This window comes from Demequina mangrovi (genome assembly GCF_000759715.1).
Lineage (GTDB): Bacteria > Actinomycetota > Actinomycetes > Actinomycetales > Demequinaceae > Demequina > Demequina mangrovi.
In genome coordinates this window covers 152,688-168,394 of record NZ_BBLU01000005.1, presented here as the reverse complement: position 1 = coordinate 168,394, position 15,707 = coordinate 152,688, and the positions used below count along the sequence as shown (strand labels likewise).

The following is a 15,707-nucleotide window of genomic DNA, read 5'->3' as shown; positions in this document are numbered from 1 at the left end:
GTGCGTGAAAGGTGCGAGGACCGCGGAGGGCCGGATCGCGACCGCCGCCAACGTTCACCGAGGATTCACCGCGCGATGTCCTGTTCGTCACCTTCGCGTCGATACGTTGAGGACGGCCCCGCGCCCGTTCTGGCAGGGACGATGCGCTCCCGGAGGCCGCAGACCGACCCGGAGGACCCGATGAAGCCGTTCCTTGCCGCCTGCGCGGCCGCCACCCTCGCCGTCGCGGCCGCCGCGCCCGCCGGCGCCGCCATCGTCGACGACCCGATCGCCCTCTCGGCGGACGGCGCCTCGCTCGCCCTCACGCCGCTCGGCACGTACGAGACGGGCGTGTTCGACGAGTCCGCCGCGGAGATCGTGGCCTTCCACGCGAAGAGCGCGCAGCTCTACAGCGTCGACGCCAACGCGGGCGCGGTGAACGTGCTCGACGCCTCCGACCCCACCGCGCCGACGCTGCTCGGCACGCTCGAGGTGGCCGGCATCGTCGATGCCTCCGGGACCTCGATCCCGGACGGCTCCGAGGCCAACTCCGTCGCCGTGCGCGACGACGGCCTCGTGGTCGTCGCCGTCGAGGCCGCGACCAAGACGGACCCGGGCTGGCTCGCGTTCTTCGACCTCGACGGCGAGGCGCTCGGCGCGGTGCAGGTGGGAGCGCAGCCGGACATGGTGACCGTGACCCCCGACGGCCGCATGGCCGTCTCGGCGAACGAGGGCGAGCCGAACGAGACGTACGAGATCGACCCCGAGGGCACCGTGAGCATCGTCTCCCTCCCGAGGAAGGTCGCGCCCCCGGCCCAGTCGGCCGTCCGCACCGCCGACTTCCACGCCTACGAGGGCGACGCGCTCCCCGAGGGCGTCCGCGTGTTCGGCCCCACGGCCGACGACGGCGAGGCGTACCCCGTGTCGCGCAACCTCGAGCCGGAGTATGTGGCGGTCGACGCGAGGTCCCGCACGGCGTACGTCACGCTCCAGGAGGCGAACGCGATCGCGGTGGTCGACCTGCGCTCCGCGACCGTCGCCGACCTGTGGTCGATGGGCACCAAGGACCTCTCGATCGAGGGCAACGGCATCGACCCGTCGGACAAGGACGATGCGATCGCCATCCAGACCGTGCCGCTCCGGAGCTTCTACATGCCCGACTCGATCGCGTCATACACCTCGCGCGGCATCACCTATCTGGTGACCGCGAACGAGGGCGACGCGCGCGACGACTGGAACGAGGGCACGGACGAGTACGAGGAGTCGACCCGCATCGAGGACCTCGCCGAGGACGGCCTGCTGTGCGACGGCCTTCTCACCGACGAGCAGCTCGAACGCGAGGTGCTCGGCCGGCTCGACGTCACCACCGCCTCGGGCTACAGCGAGGAGCTCGGGTGCTACGACGAGCTCTACGCCTTCGGCGGCCGGTCGTTCTCGATCTGGACCACCGACGGCGACCTGGTGTTCGACTCGGGCGACGACTTCGAGCAGCTCACCGCGGAGGCGCTGCCCGACTACTTCAACTCGACGAACGACGAGACCGAGTTCGACAGCCGCTCCGACGCCAAGGGCCCCGAGCCCGAGGGCGTCACCGTGGGCGAGCTGCGCGGCCGGACCTACGCCTTCGTCGGGCTCGAGCGCGTGGGCGGCGTGATGGTCTACGACATCACCTCGCCGGTCTCGCCGGAGTTCGTCACCTACGTCAACAACCGCGACTTCGAGGCGGACCCCGAGTCCCCCGAGGCGGGCGACCTGGGCCCCGAGGGCCTCGCGTTCATCGCCGCGAAGGACTCCCCCACCACGGAGGCGATGCTCGCGGTCGGCAACGAGGTCTCGGGCACCACGACGCTGTTCTCGGTCGAGACGCTCAAGGACAAGGCGTCGAAGCAGGGCAAGAAGGGCAAGCGTCGCCGCTGACGCGCCGCGCACAGGAGGCCGGATCGGGCGCTGCCCGGTCCGGCCTTCCGCATGCCCGGCCTGCCGCATGTCCGGTCGCACGTCCGACCGCGCGTCCGGGCCCCGCTTGACGTTGACGCGACGTCAACTCCTACCGTGGTCGACATGGACCTCGACATCTCCGCCGTCGCCCGGATCACCGGCGTGACGAGCCGCACGCTGCGTCACTACGACGCGATCGGGCTGCTCGCGCCCGCGGCGACCGGCCACGACGGCCGTCGGCGCTACGGCGAGGCCGAGCTGGTCCGCCTCCAGCACATCCTGGTGCTCCGCGAGCTCGAGGTCCCGCTCGACACCGTCGCGAGCATCGTCGACACGGACGATCCCGCGCTCACCGCCGCGCTCATGCGCGACCACCACTCCGCGCTGCTCGCACGGCGCGACCGCTTCGACGCGCTCGCGGAGACCGTCGAGCGCACCATCATCCGCCTCGAGAAGGGACTGCCCATGACCGCCGACGACATGTTCGAGGGCTTCGATCACGAGCGCTACGAGCCCGAGGCCCGCGAGCGCTGGGGGGACGACGCGGTGGAGGGCTCGAACGCCGCGTGGGCCACGCTCGGGCAGGACGGCCAGCGCGCGCACCTCGCGGAGCACGGCGAGATCGCCGCGGGGATCGCGCGGCTTGCGGCCGCCGACGTCGACGCAGGCGACGCCGAGGTGCAGGCGCTCGTCGCACGCCACCACGCCTGGGTCTCGCTCTTCTGGACGCCCGACCGCGACGCCTACGTCGGCCTCGGGCGCATGTACGCGGACGACCCGCGCTTCCGGGCGACCTACGAGAAGTTCGGCGACGGCACGGCCGAGCTGCTGCGGGACGCGATCGCCGTCTACGCCGAGGGTCTCGAGGGCTGACGGGAATGCGGCGCCCCACCTGGGGCGTTGCACCGCCGACCGCCTCGTCGGCGGCCGCCATACGACGATGGCGCGAGCACCTGAGGAAGGACCCTCCCCATGCCGGTCATCGGACTTCTGATGGGCAACCTGCCCCAGGCGCGCACCACGCGCCTGCTGTCGTCGCTGCTGCATGCGGCCGCCCCGTCGGGAACCAGGCTCGTCGAGCTCACGCCGACCGACCTCCCTCTCCACGGCCCGTACACGGACGCGCCGGTGCCGACCGCCGCGCTCGAGTGGAAGCGACGGCTCGAGGAGGTCGACGGGCTGCTGATCATCACGCCGACCCACGAGCGCGCGATCCCCGGCACCCTCAAGCACGCGCTCGACTGGGCGGTCGCCGCACGCAGTTCGCTCGTGGACAAGCCCGTCGTGATCGCCGGCGCCGCGGCACCCCGTCAGGGCAGCTTCATGGCGCTCGTCAACCTGCGCAGCGTCCTGAGCGACGCAGGCGCGCTGGTGATGCGCCAGCCCGAGCGCACGCTGACCGCGCAGGCGAGCGACTTCAGCGCGCACGGGCACTGCCACAGCGCGGAGCTCGACTCGCAGGCCCATGAGCTGCTCAGCGCCGCGGCGGGATACGTCGCGCATGTGGTCCGCGTGGGCGGCCCGGGGTCGCTCCCGTCCGTGCCGACGGACCCGATCCGCGCGGTGCGCGCGGCGCGCACTCCGGCCCCGCGGAGCCCCGCCGACGGGATCCCCGCCTTCTCTGACACGGCGTCGACCCCCGACCCGCTCGCGATCACCGCGGACCCCGTCCTCGGCACCATCAGCATGGACACGACGACGGGCGCACCCGCCTGAGCGGTACCGCTTCGCACGCGTCCCGCCTGGTCTACCAGGCATCGTCCATCCCGGTTTGTTGATGCGTCATCTTCTGGAATAGTTGATACGTCACCGTCGTTGCGGTGACCATCCGACGCCGTTGTCGGAGCCTCCATCCGCACCCTCTTCCAGGAGACACCATGACCCGCATCGGCTACATCGTCGGCTCGCTCTCGAGCACGTCCATCAACCGCCAGCTCGGACGCGCGCTCGAGACGCTCGCACCCGAGGGCATCGAGCTCGTCGAGCTCGACTTCTCCGCGCTGACCCTCTACACGCCCGACCACGACGCGGACTACCCGGTCGCGGCGCGCGAGTGGAAGGCCGCGATCGAGGGCGTCGACGGCGTCATCATCCTCACCCCCGAGTACAGCCGCTCGCTGCCGGGCGTGCTCAAGAACGCGCTCGACTGGGCCGCGCGCCCGTGGGGCACCAACTCGTTCAACGGCAAGCCCGTCGCGATCGCCGGCTCCTCGGTCGGCGCGATCGGCACCGCGGCGGCGCAGCAGCACCTGCGCGCGATCCTCGGCCACTTCAACGCGCCGACGCTCGGTCAGCCCGAGGTCTTCTTGACACACTCAAACGTCTTCGCTGCGGACGGCTCGCTGCTCGAGACCGCGCGTCCCGTGCTGGAGACCTTCCTCGCGGCCGCGATCGCGCACGTCGAGAAGCACGCGCCGGTCGCTGTCGCGTAAGCACTCGCGCAGACCCGAAGGCCCCGTCCGGCGTCGCGCCGGGCGGGGCCCTCTCACGTCCGGGCGCTCAGGCGTGCGCGAGCATCTGGAGCGCCACGACCGCCGCGGCGAGCACCGCGAAGGTGCCGAGGAGGACGACGCGCCGCGCCCACGTCGCGCCGACGCCACGCGCGGCGAGCCACACCACCACGGCCAGCCCCACCGCGACGGCGACGAGCGCCACCGACGTCGCCATCTGCTCGGAGAGCCAACCGGCGGCTCCGCCTGCGAGCACCACGACCGGGACGACGGCGACCGCGAGCGGCATGAGGGCGGCACGGACCGCATGCCGGAGCTCGCCGCGCTCGAGCCCGCGCTCGTGGATCACCAGGTGCGAGATCGCATGCGCGAGCATCATGGTCGCCGCGAGTGCCACCGCGGTGACGGCCAACGTCCCTGCAAGCCGAGCTGTCTCCTCGCCGCCGTGGGATGCGGTCGCGATCATCACCGCCACCAGCGTGAACGCGACGTAGATGGCCTCCGCGAGGGACTCCGCCCGCTCCTCGCCCGACGCGCGGCCGACGAACCGCCCGCGTCGCCCGTTGCGCCGCTTCATGGGCCGACCGCGGAGACGACCGCGCCGAGCATCACGGCATCGTTGGTCAATCCGCCTCCTCCAGGCTGGCAATGAGGGCGTGGAGGCCCTCCACCATCGTCGCCGCCAGGGCGGGCTCGCGCATCGCGAACGTCGCCATCTCCGACCCGAGCATCGCCACGTCCGCGGCGTCGACCACCGCCCGCCCCGCGGGCGTGAGCGTCACCACCCGCTCTCGACGCGAGGTCTCCGACGGCGCGGTCTCCGCATGCCCCGCCCTGCGCGCGCCGTCAAGGAGCCTGCTCACGGTGCCCTTCGTCAGCCCCAGGCGATCAGCGATGGCCTGCTGGGTCACAGGACCGGTCCGCGCGTGAACGACGCTCAAGACCATGTATTGACCCAACGAGACGCCGGTCGCGCGCGCGACCACGGCATCGGCGTGGCGCTCCATCATCGTGGCCGCCTTGCGCATGGCGAACCACAGTTGCTCGGCAGGGGTCGTCTCGCTCGTCACGTCGGAAAGTCTAGCGCTCAACCGTTTGACGCTCAACGCTCTTCATGGGATGGTTGAGTATCAAACTGTTGCAAGGAGTGCACCATGAACACCCTGATCGTCTTCGACCACCCGTACACCCGCACCGCATCCGAGAACGTGCCCCACCAGCGCAGCTTCACCGCGGCCATGACCGCCGCCGCCGAGCGCGGCCTGGAGCGCGCAGGCCACCACATCGACCTCATCGACCTGCACGCCGACGGCTTCAACCCCGTCATGAGCGCCGACGACCTCGCCGCGTGGCGCACCAAGAAGGTCGTCGACCCCCAGGTCGCCGACTACCAGCGGCGCGTCTTCGCCGCCGACCGTCTCGTCTTCGCGTTCCCCATCTGGTGGGAGTCCATGCCCGCCCTCACCAAGGGCTTCCTCGACCGCGTCCTGACCAAGGGCATCGTCTACTCCGAGCCCAAGAAGGGCCGCCCCTTCGTCAACCACCTCGACCGCCTCCAGGGCGTCACCGCGCTCACCGTGATGAGCACGCCCCAGTGGATCTACCGCACCGTCTTCGGCAGCCCGCTCACGAAGATGATGTTCCGCGGGACGTTCCGGAAGATGGGCGTGAAGAACCTCACGTGGATCAACGAGTCCGACCCGGCAGGGCGCACCCTCGAGCAGCGCCGGGCCTCGCTCGCAGGAATCGAGGCGCGCTTCGCGCGAGCGTGAACGGCTCGCCGAACGCGGGTCGGCCCGGCCAGCCCGAGGTCTTCCTCCAGCACACCGCGGTGTTCTCCGCGGACGGCGAGGTCCTCGACTCCGCCCGCCCGGTGCTCGAGGGCTTCCTCGCGGCCGCGATCGCGCACGTCCAGAAGCACGCGCCGATCGCCGTCGCGTAGTTCCTGCATTCAGGCCGTGGGCCCCGTCCGGCTATCGCCGGACGGGGCCTTGCACTGCTCGCGCCGACGATCGCATCGCTTCGCCTCGCGCCGCAGCGCGCTTGCCGCGGGGACGATGGTCCCGAGACTGCTTGACATCTGTTGCTTACCGTGGACAGGTACCCAAGCACCGGCGACGAAGCCGGATCCCATACCCCGAAAGGACGGGTCCACGATGAACCACCAGGAGCACTACGACGACGTGATGTGCGGCATCGGCGCGCTCGGCGAGCACATCCCCGGCACCATCAAGAGCTTCTTCTCGCTCCACCACGCGGCCCTCGCCGACGGTGCGCTGCCGAAGTCGACCAAGGAGCTCCTGGCGCTCGCGATCGCGATCTCGGTGCGCTGCGGCGGCTGCATCACCTGCCACGTCAAGGACGCCCTCGCCTCGGGCGCGACCCCCGAGCAGGTCTACGAGACCATCGGCGTCGCGATCCTCATGGGCGGCGGCCCCTCGGCCGTCTACGGCAACGAGGCGCGCAAGGCCGTCGAGGCCTTCGCCGGCGTTCCGGCCTAAGCACCACATTCACGAAGGCGGGGATCCCTCCGGTCCCCGCCTTCGTCGCGCCTGCGCAGATTCTCCGACGAGGACTTCATCTGCGCACGCGGCGCACGCCCTTGGCCAGCCCGAGGTCTTCCTCCAGCACACCGCGGTGTTCTCCGCGGACGGCGAGGTGCTCGACTCGGCGCGCCCCGTGCTCGAGGGCTTCCTCGCGGCCGCGATCGCGCACGTCGAGAAGCACGCGCCGGTCGCCGTCGCTTAGCACCCGCCCTCCAAGGCGAAGGCCCCCGTCCGGCGTCACGGCGGGCGGGGGCCTTCGCCACGTCGGCTGCACCCTTGCTCGTCCGCAGTCCCGGGCGCGTCGCACCGTCCGGTCGACCGCCTTTCGAGGCACGATGCTCGCAGCGCCGCGTGGCTTCCGCCGGCGCGGAGGGAGCAGGGATGTCCCGTCATCGCAAAGCGAGCATCGTCGCCACGACCTTCGCCGCCGTCGCTCTCGCCGGCTGCACCGACGCGGGCGGACTCGAGATCATGAACGAGACCGACGCGGGCATCGAGGTGAACGTCGACGGCATCGTCGACATGGTCGAGCCCTACGGCGGGGTGATCTACCTCGACCACGGGTGCACGGAGGGGGACGTGACGATCACGCTCGCCGACGGCACGAACCTCAGCGTCGTGGGGCCCGTCTGCCCGCCCGACCGCATCGTCGTCCGCGACGGCGCCGCCGCGCTCGTCACGCCCGCCTCCGACGGTTGAGCGGCCGCCCGCCGGAATCCCGCGACACTCTCGCCGCGTTGGGAGTGGCATGACGCTGACAGGCTGGGTCCGATGACGACGGTGTGGTGGGTGCGGCGCGATGCGCGCCTCGCGGACAACCCCGCGCTGCTCGCGGCGCAGGAGGACGGACCTGCCGCCGCCGTCTTCGTCTGGAACCGCGGCGTTCACCTGTGGTCGGGCCGTCGACGCGCGCACCTCGCGCGCGTGCTGTGGAGCCTGAAGGAGGACATCGGCGGAGCCCTCGGCGTCCGTCGCGGCGAGGCGGCCGATGCGGTCCTCGCGATCGCACGGGAGCACGATGCGCGGGTGGTCGTCGCCGCACGCGAGGGGTCGCCGGCCGGCATCGGCGCGCAGGACGCGGTGGCCTCCGCGCTCGCGGCGGACGGCCGCGAGCTGCGCCTGGTCGGCACGCCGTACGCCGTCGCTCCGGGGCGCGTGCGCAAGAGCGACGGCAGCGAGTACCGGGTCTTCACGCCCTTCTCGCACGCGTGGCGCGAGCACGGGTGGCCCTCCCCCGCCGCGCACGCGGACCCGGAGGCGTTCGTGCCGGTCGAGTCCGACGTCGACCTGGACGAGCGCGCCGCCCACGCGGACGCCGAGGACCCCCTCACGGCCCGCCACGAGTTCCGCGAGGAGCGCGTGCGGGAGGCTTGGGAGGGCTATGTCGACGGGCCCCTGGCCCGCTATGCGGAGGAGCGCGACCGCCCCGACCTCGACTCGACCTCGCACCTCTCGGTGCCGCTCGCCTACGGCCAGATCCACCCCCGGACCGTCCTCGCCGCGACCGCCGCGATGCCCGGCGAGGGACCTCGCAAGCTCGAGGCCGAGCTCGCCTGGCGCGACTTCCATGCGGACGTGCTGTTCCGCCACCCGCGAGCGCAGCGCGAGTCGCTCACCACCGTGCTGCCCGACGACTCGTGGACGACCGGCCGCGACGCGGACCAGGCGTTCATGGCGTGGCGCGACGGCAGGACCGGCTTCCCCCTGGTCGACGCCGGCATGCGCGAGCTGGCCGCGACGGGCACGATGCACAACCGCGTCCGCATGGTGGTCGCGAGCTTCCTGGTCAAGGACCTGCATCTGCCGTGGCAGCGCGGCGCCGACCACTTCCGCCGAGCGCTCCTCGACTACGACCACGCGCAGAACCAGCTCAACTGGCAGTGGGTCGCGGGCACCGGGCGGGACGCCGCCCCGTTCTTCCGGATCTTCAACCCGGCGGCCCAGGCGAGCCGCTACGACCCGGAGCGCCGCTACATCGAACGCTGGGTCGCAGAGGTCGACACCCCCGCCTACCCGGCGCCGATGGTCGACCACGCCGCCGAGCGCGCCGCGGCCCTCGCCGACCACAAGCGCGCGCGGGCCGGCGCGGGCGGCTGAGCCCATGCATCGTCCCGCCATACGGCACCGCGCGGCGTAACACAGTTATTTCCCTGTCGACACCGCGGCGACACATCGGCGCCGTACCGTGAGGCACGCCAGAGAGGGCGCCCCGCACCGGGCGCACGGCCCCGCCGAACGCCCTCGACGCCGGGCGCCCTCCTCCCACCGGGGAAGGGGAACGCCATGCCGCCCGCAGACACCGAGTACCTGGGATACGTCGGCCACCCCGAGCTCCCGCACGGGTACTACCCGTACCTGGGCCGCCGACCCGACCAGCGCAAGGACTGGCTCGCGACCGCCTCCGTCGCCGCCGGCGTGGTGCTCCTGTTCCCGGTCGCGATCACGCTGGGCCACCTCAGCCTGCGCGCGGTCCGCAACGGCGAGTCCGGCGCCGAGCGTCGCGCCAAGGCGGGCCTCGTGATCGGATACGGGGTCGCGGCCGCCGTCCAGATCGCCTACCTCGCCGTCGCCGCACACGCCGCCATGACCCGCGGCGCCGCCTGACGCGACGCGCGGACCGCTGCCGAGGGGCGGTCCGCGCAGGGCCTACGGCCATGTCCGATGACCGCGAGCGCGGCAGGTCCGCGATGCGTCACACTCGGGAGCATGTGGGACGACGAGACGCGCTACGCGGTGATCCGAGGCAAGGACGCGCGGTACGACGGGCAGTTCGTCACCGCCGTCCGGACCACTGGGATCTACTGCCGCCCGTCGTGCCCGGCGCGCACGCCGGCGCGCGCCAACGTCGACTTCTACCCGAGCGCGGCCGCGGCGCAGCGCGCAGGCTTCCGCTCGTGCCGACGATGCTTCCCCGACGACTCCCCCGGCTCGCCGCGGTGGCGCGTGGGCGAGGATGTCGCGAGCCGCGCGATGCGGCTCATCGACGACGGCGTGGTCGAGCGCGAGGGCGTCGCGGGCCTCGCGCACCGGCTCGGGTACACCGAGCGGCACGTGACGCGCGTCCTCACCGACGAGCTCGGCGCCGGGCCGCAGGCGCTCGCCATCGCGCATCGTCTCCATCACGCGCGCACGCTCCTCGAGACCACCGCACTGCCCGTCGCCGACGTCGCATTCGCGGCGGGCTTCGGGTCCGTGCGCCAGTTCAACGACGCCGCGCGCGCGGGGTGGGCGCTCACGCCGAGCGAGGTGCGGGGGCGCTCTCGCGCGGCTTCGGAGGGCGCCGCCGAGGGCTGGACGCGGGTCCGGCTGCGGCTGCGCCATCGTGCCCCGGCGGACATCCCGCGCGTGCTCGCCTGGCTGGGAGCGCGGGCCGTGACCGGCATGGAGACCTGGGACGGCGAGGCGTACGCGAGGACGATGCGCCTCCCGCACGGCGGCGCGCGGGTCCTCGTCTCGTCGCGCGAGGGGCACGTCGAGGCGGAGCTCGAGCTCGAGGACGTGCGCGACCTCAGCGCCGCCGTCGCCCGCTGCCGACGACTGCTGGATCTCGACGCCGATCCGGTCGCGATCGACGAGGCGCTGTCCGCCGATCCCCTGCTGCACGCCCACGTGGCCGCCGCGCCAGGACTGCGGGTGCCGGGCGCGGTCGAGCCGTTCGAGATGGTGGTGCGCGCGATCGTCGGCCAGCAGGTGAGCGTCGCAGGGGCCCGGAGCACGCTGGGGACGCTGGTGGCGACCTTCGGAGCGGACCTCAGCGTCCCGGGAGGGGCGCCGGAGCGCGAGCCAGCAGTACTGAGCGTCCCGACCCGGGTGTTCCCGGCGCCGGAGGCGCTGGCGGACGTCGACCCCGGCATGGGGCTCATGCCGCGGGCCCGGTGGCGTGCCGTCTCCGGCGCTGCACGCGCGATGCTCGACGGCGACCTCGACCTCGGACCGGGCGCGGACCGCGCCGGGGCGCGCCGCGCGCTGCTCGCGATCCCCGGCATCGGCCCCTGGACGGCCGAGTACGTCGCGCTGCGCGCGCTCGGCGACCCCGACGCGTTCCCCAACGGGGACCTGGTGCTCCGCAAGGCGACCGGGCTCGACGGCCCCGCGCTCGAGCGGGCCGCCGAGGCCTGGCGCCCCTGGCGCGCCTACGCCGCTCTTCACCTCTGGACCGCCGTCTCGGAAGGACGCTCATGACCCCGCTCGCCCGCCGCGACATCCCCACCCCGCTGGGCCCGCTCACCCTCGTCGCGGACGAGGAATCGCTGCTCGGCGCCTACTTCGCCGACCATCGGCGCCGCCCGGAGCTCGACGCTGTCGCGGCGCCGGACTCGCATGCCGTGCTCGAGAAGGCCGCCGCAGCCTTCGAGGCGTACTTCTCGGGCGAGGCCGCCGACGTCCCCGTCGACGACGTCGCGCCGGGGACGCCGTTCCAGCGCGACGTGTGGCAGTCGCTGCGCGCGATCCCCGCGGGCGAGACGCGCACGTACGCGCAGATCGCGCAGGCGCTGGGCCGGCCGAGCGCGACGCGCGCGGTCGCCGGGGCCATCGGGCGCAACCCGCTCACCATCGCCGTGCCGTGCCACCGGGTGATCGGCGCGGACGGCTCGCTCACCGGGTACGCGGGCGGCGTGGACCGGAAGCGATGGCTGCTCGCGCACGAGCGCGGCGCATGAGGCGGGTCTAGCCTCGGAGCATGGCCGACAACGACGTCGACGCCTGGATGGCGGCGTACGACAACCCGATGAAGGACGTGGTCGCGCACGTGCGGGAGATCCTGCTCGCCGCGGACCCTCGCCTCGAGGAATGCGTGAAGTGGCAGGCGCCCACCTTCACCTACCGGGGCAACCTCGCGAGCTTCTTCCCCCGCTCGAAGCAGCACGCGACGCTCATGTTCCACCAGGGCGCGCTCATCCCGGGCGACCACCCCCACCTCCTCGGCGAGGGGAAGGAGGGTCGCACCATGACGTTCGCCTCGGTCGCGGAGGCCGACGAGCGCCGGACCGAGCTCGAGGCGATCGTCGCGGCCTGGATCGCGATGCGCGACGAGGCGTAGCAGAGCGGAGAAAGGTCACGAAACGGTCACGACCCCTGCGGGTCGCGCACCTGCGGCCTAGCCTGTCGAGGGGAGGCGCCGCGCGGTTGCACCGCGCGAGAGCCACGGCTGAGGGGCGGTGCCTTCCCCGCGGAGGTGGGGCTACGCGGGGAAGGCGCCAATCAGCACCTGGTTGACCGCCTGCTCCCCCTGCGCGAGCGCCTGGATCTGACGGCGCACGAGGTCCGTGTAGCGGCGGTTGGTGAGCCGCTCCGTGCCGGCGATGTGCGGCACCACGATGCACCCGGGCGCTGCGAAGAGCGGGTGGCCGTCGGGCAGCGGCTCGGGATCGGTGACGTCGAGCGCGGCGCGCAGGCGCCCCGACTCGAGCTCCGCGAGCAGGGCATCGGTGTCGACCACCTTGCCGCGGCCCACGTTGATGAGCAGCGCATCGTCCTTCATCGCGGCGAGGAAGCCCGCGTCGACCAGCCGGTCGGTCTCCTCGGTGTGCGGTGTCACCACGATGACGATGTCGAAGCGCGGCAGGATGCCGCGGATGTCCTCGATCGCGTGCACCTCGGTCCCGTCTGGCGCCGTACGGGCGGTGCGGGCGACGCCCTCGACGTGGACCTCGCTCGCGCTCAGACGCACCGCGATCGCCTCGCCGATGCTGCCGTAGCCGACGATCAGGGCCCGCGCATCGGCCAGCGACGGAGTGTCCTGATCGGGCTCCCACACGCCCCGCCGCTGCGCGTCGAGGAACTGCGGGAGGTGCCGCTGGGACGCGAGCGCGAGCAGGAGGGTCATCTCGGCGACGCGGGTGTCGTGGACCCCGCGCGCGTTCGCGAGCGCGACGCCGGGCGGGACCAGCGCCGCGACGTGCTCGTAGCCCGCCGACGCGATCTGGATGACCTTGAGCTCCGGGCATGCCGCGAGCCGCCCGTAGACCCGGCGTCCTGCGGTCCAGTGCGGCATGCACACGAGCGCGATCCGGTCGCGCTCGGCCTCGGGGGCGTCGCCTTCCGCGGGGTTCCACACGATCACCCGTGCGTCCGGCCCGGGGTCCCCCAGCGCATCGGCGACTTCCTGCGAGGGCACGGCGACGGTGATCATGCGGCCAGTGTGCCAGGCAGGACCGTCACGCGAGCGCGGCCAGCGCCGTGCCCGCGGGATCGCGCAGGAGCGGGGCGAAGGCCCGTTCCGCGGCTCCGATGAGGAGCCGGTTGCCGCCGAGGGCGGCGCGGGCGATGACCACGTCCTCGGCGTCCGGCCGGAAGGCCATCGCACGGACCTGATCGGTCACCAGCTCGCGCCGGACGTCGAAGAGCGCGCCCAGGTAGCCGGCGAGCAGGACCGCGTCGGGGTCGAAGGCGCATTCGAGGTTCGCGATCGCGGCGGCGAGGACCTCGGCGAAGCGGTCGAGCGCGGCGGCGTCGTGCGCGGCCTCGTCGAGCAGCGCCGCGTTGACCTCGGTCTCGAGGCAGCCGCGGCGGCCGCACGAGCAGCGGTCGCCGTCCGACCGGATCATCATGTGGCCGAACTCGCCTCCGTAGCCGCGCCCGCCGCGCAGCATCCGTCCGCCGACCAAGGCCGCCCCGCCGATGCCGGACGCGGAACCGTTGAGGTAGACGACCGTGTCGACGCCCTTCGCGGCCCCGAAGCTCCACTCGGCCCGCAGACCCATGTTCGCGTCGTTGCCCACGACCACCGGGATGCCGAGCGCACCGCGCAGCCGCTCCCCCAGCGCGACATCGCGCCAGCCGAGGTGCGGCGCGTCGACGACGGTCGCGCCGTCGATGCCGACCAGCCCGGGCACCGCGGCGCCGATGCCGGCCGCGCGGACGCCGCCCAGCTCCGCCGCGACCTCGCGGGCGGCCTCCCAGGAGAAGGCCGCCGCATCGTCCGGCGTGGGCGGCGCGTCGAGGTTGGCCCGGCGGCGTGCGAGCACCGCGCCGTCGATCCCGACGGCGCCGAGCTCGAGGGCGTCGACGTCCGCGTGGAGGGCCAGCGCGACGACGTCGCGGCGGGGCCGCACGATGTGGCTGGGGCGGCCGACCGTCCCCGTCTCCGCAGCGGCGTCCTCGACCACAAGACCGAGCTCGGAGAGCTCGGCGACCAGGCCGCCGATGGTCGAGCGGTTGAGGCCCGTGTCCCGCGTGAGCTGCGCGCGCGTGAGCGGGCCGCCGTAGTGGACCGCAGTGAGGAGCGACGAGAGGTTGCGCCGACGCGTGTGGTCGTTGCGGCTGCCGCGCGCGGCGGCGATGCGCGCCTCCGCCGGGGTGTCCGCGTGCACCGTGTCCTCTGGCATCGATCCTCCTTCGTGCCCGTCAGTATGCCCGCCCGCGAGGCTCTCGACACATCGCGGGGCGCCGGAACCCCGTCGCTGGGCCTCGGGACGGTCGGCGCGGCGCGGCGGGTTTTGACCTGACCCCCTCGCGGGTATATGTTCTCTCCCGGAACATTTTATCCCTCAACGACGAAGGAGAGCCACGATGTCGCTCACCCCCACCCCCGCCGATCACTTCACGTTCGGCCTCTGGACCATCGGCTGGCCGGCGGCCGACCCGTTCGGCACCGCGACCCGCGGGCCGCTTGACCCCGTCGCGGCGATCCACAAGCTCGCCGCGCTGGGCGCCTACGGCATGACCTTCCACGACGACGACCTCTTCCCCTTCGGGTCCTCGGACGCGGACCGCCGGGCCGCGATCGACGCATTGAAGAAGGCGTGCGAGGAGACGGGGATGACGATCCCCATGATCACCACGAACACGTTCTCGCACCCCGTCTTCAAGGACGGCGGCGTCACGTCGAACGCGCGCGACGTACGTCGCTTCACCATCCGCAAGATCCTCCGCAACATCGACCTCGCCGCCGAGCTGGGCGCGAAGACGTTCGTCATGTGGGGCGGCCGCGAGGGCGCCGAGTACGATTTCTCGAAGGACGTCCGCGTCGCGCTCGAGCGCTACCGCGAGGCGGCCAACATCTTCGGCGACTACGTGCTCGAGAAGGGCTACGACCTCAAGTTCGCGATCGAGCCCAAGCCGAACGAGCCCCGCGGCGACATCCTGCTGCCGACCGTCGGCCACGCCATGGCCTTCATCAACACGCTCGACCACCCCGAGCTGGTGGGCCTCAACCCCGAGGTGGGCCACGAGCAGATGGCGGGCCTCAACTTCACCGCGGGCATCGCGCAGGCGCTCGACCACGGCAAGCTGTTCCACATCGACCTCAACGGCCAGCGCGGCATCAAGTACGACCAGGACCTCGTGTTCGGCCACGGCGACCTCATCAACGCGTTCTCGCTGGTCGACCTGCTCGAGAACGGCGGCCCGAACGGCTCGCCCGCGTACACGGGCCCGCGCCACTTCGACTACAAGCCCTCGCGCACCGAGGACTTCGACGGCGTGTGGGAGTCCGCCAAGGCGAACATGCGGATGTACCTCATGCTCAAGGAGCGCGCGGCCGCGTTCCGCGCCGACCCCGAGGTCCAGGAGGCGATCGCCGCCACCCGTCAGGGCGAGCTCGCGCAGACCACGCTGGCCGAGGGCGAGTCCACCGCCGACCTCCTCGCGGACACCTCCGCCTTCGAGGACTTCGACCCGGACGCGTACTTCGACGGCAAGGGGTTCGGCTACGTCCGTCTCCAGCAGCTCGCCGTCGAGCACCTCATGGGCGCCCGCTGACCCTCCCCCTCCCTGGCGTCCCGTCCGCTCTCCCTCCTTGGAGCGGGCGGGGCGCCCCTCCCCTCGGCAGTACTGAGCGTCCCGATCGCCG

Annotated in this window: 18 protein-coding genes; 14 read left to right on the top strand and 4 right to left on the bottom strand. The window is 72.7% G+C overall.

The window, feature by feature from the left end; translation table 11 throughout:
- Positions 1-180: 180 nt before the first annotated feature.
- The 4 genes from TR42_RS06455 to TR42_RS06440 all read left to right on the top strand — a co-directional run bounded on the left by TR42_RS06455 (position 181) and on the right by TR42_RS06440 (position 4,349).
- Positions 181-1,896 carry a choice-of-anchor I family protein gene (locus tag TR42_RS06455; protein WP_042214255.1) on the top strand — a complete coding sequence of 572 codons (1,716 nt, stop codon included), beginning with the start codon at positions 181-183 and terminating at the stop codon, positions 1,894-1,896.
- Between the two features lie 144 nt (positions 1,897-2,040).
- A complete protein-coding gene (locus tag TR42_RS06450) occupies positions 2,041-2,790 on the top strand; it encodes a MerR family transcriptional regulator (RefSeq protein WP_042214133.1) in 750 nt (249 codons plus the stop codon).
- 99 nt (positions 2,791-2,889) lie between these two features.
- On the top strand, positions 2,890-3,633 hold the full coding sequence (locus TR42_RS14225; protein WP_052405702.1) for an NADPH-dependent FMN reductase: 744 nt from the start codon (positions 2,890-2,892) through the stop codon (positions 3,631-3,633).
- 161 nt (positions 3,634-3,794) lie between these two features.
- Positions 3,795-4,349, top strand: a complete 555-nt coding sequence (locus tag TR42_RS06440) for an NADPH-dependent FMN reductase (protein WP_042214132.1) — start codon at positions 3,795-3,797, stop codon at positions 4,347-4,349.
- A 67-nt stretch (positions 4,350-4,416) separates the two neighbouring features.
- On the opposite strand, the gene TR42_RS06435 is transcribed toward TR42_RS06440, so the two are convergent.
- Both TR42_RS06435 and TR42_RS14220 read right to left on the bottom strand, forming a co-directional pair.
- Positions 4,417-4,944, bottom strand: a complete 528-nt coding sequence (locus tag TR42_RS06435; RefSeq protein ID WP_042214130.1) for a hypothetical protein — start codon at positions 4,942-4,944, stop codon at positions 4,417-4,419.
- A gap of 46 nt (positions 4,945-4,990) precedes the next feature.
- Positions 4,991-5,437: a MarR family winged helix-turn-helix transcriptional regulator gene (locus TR42_RS14220; protein ID WP_052405700.1), complete on the bottom strand. Its 447-nt coding sequence runs from the start codon at positions 5,435-5,437 to the stop codon at positions 4,991-4,993.
- Positions 5,438-5,521: 84 nt separating this feature from the next.
- Here TR42_RS14220 and TR42_RS06425 point away from each other — a divergent pair, with 84 nt between their 5' ends.
- The 9 genes from TR42_RS06425 (at position 5,522) to TR42_RS06390 (ending at position 11,954) form a co-directional block, all read left to right on the top strand.
- The gene (locus TR42_RS06425) at positions 5,522-6,139 is read left to right on the top strand and encodes an NAD(P)H-dependent oxidoreductase (protein WP_042214128.1); all 618 of its coding nucleotides are present in this window, start codon (positions 5,522-5,524) and stop codon (positions 6,137-6,139) included.
- A complete protein-coding gene (locus TR42_RS15005; protein ID WP_161786627.1) occupies positions 6,136-6,309 on the top strand; it encodes a hypothetical protein in 174 nt (57 codons plus the stop codon). Before TR42_RS06425 ends, TR42_RS15005 begins: the two co-directional genes overlap by 4 nt.
- A 214-nt stretch (positions 6,310-6,523) precedes the next feature.
- A complete protein-coding gene (locus TR42_RS06420; protein WP_042214126.1) occupies positions 6,524-6,868 on the top strand; it encodes a carboxymuconolactone decarboxylase family protein in 345 nt (114 codons plus the stop codon).
- Positions 6,869-7,294: 426 nt separating this feature from the next.
- Positions 7,295-7,612: a hypothetical protein gene (locus TR42_RS06415; RefSeq protein ID WP_042214125.1), complete on the top strand. Its 318-nt coding sequence runs from the start codon at positions 7,295-7,297 to the stop codon at positions 7,610-7,612.
- A gap of 72 nt (positions 7,613-7,684) precedes the next feature.
- Entirely contained in the window at positions 7,685-9,010 is a 1,326-nt protein-coding gene (locus tag TR42_RS06410; protein WP_042214123.1) for a cryptochrome/photolyase family protein, read from the top strand.
- Between the two features lie 186 nt (positions 9,011-9,196).
- A complete protein-coding gene (locus TR42_RS06405) occupies positions 9,197-9,517 on the top strand; it encodes a DUF4190 domain-containing protein (protein WP_042214121.1) in 321 nt (106 codons plus the stop codon).
- 102 nt (positions 9,518-9,619) lie between these two features.
- Positions 9,620-11,095: an AlkA N-terminal domain-containing protein gene (locus TR42_RS06400; RefSeq protein ID WP_162473312.1), complete on the top strand. Its 1,476-nt coding sequence runs from the start codon at positions 9,620-9,622 to the stop codon at positions 11,093-11,095.
- Entirely contained in the window at positions 11,092-11,574 is a 483-nt protein-coding gene (locus tag TR42_RS06395; protein WP_042214118.1) for a methylated-DNA--[protein]-cysteine S-methyltransferase, read from the top strand. Before TR42_RS06400 ends, TR42_RS06395 begins: the two co-directional genes overlap by 4 nt.
- Positions 11,575-11,594: 20 nt before the next feature.
- Entirely contained in the window at positions 11,595-11,954 is a 360-nt protein-coding gene (locus TR42_RS06390) for a DUF1801 domain-containing protein (RefSeq protein WP_042214116.1), read from the top strand.
- Positions 11,955-12,095: 141 nt separating this feature from the next.
- Here the strand turns inward: TR42_RS06390 and TR42_RS06385 are convergent, their stop codons facing one another.
- Both TR42_RS06385 and TR42_RS06380 read right to left on the bottom strand, forming a co-directional pair.
- Positions 12,096-13,046 carry a 2-hydroxyacid dehydrogenase gene (locus TR42_RS06385; protein ID WP_042214114.1) on the bottom strand — a complete coding sequence of 317 codons (951 nt, stop codon included), beginning with the start codon at positions 13,044-13,046 and terminating at the stop codon, positions 12,096-12,098.
- A 25-nt stretch (positions 13,047-13,071) separates the two neighbouring features.
- A complete protein-coding gene (locus TR42_RS06380) occupies positions 13,072-14,241 on the bottom strand; it encodes an ROK family protein (RefSeq protein WP_042214112.1) in 1,170 nt (389 codons plus the stop codon).
- 184 nt (positions 14,242-14,425) lie between these two features.
- On the opposite strand from TR42_RS06380, the gene xylA reads away from it, so the two are divergent.
- Complete coding sequence (gene xylA, locus TR42_RS06375; protein ID WP_042214111.1) at positions 14,426-15,616, top strand: xylose isomerase; 1,191 nt, start codon at positions 14,426-14,428, stop codon at positions 15,614-15,616.
- The last annotated feature ends 91 nt before the right edge of the window (positions 15,617-15,707 follow it).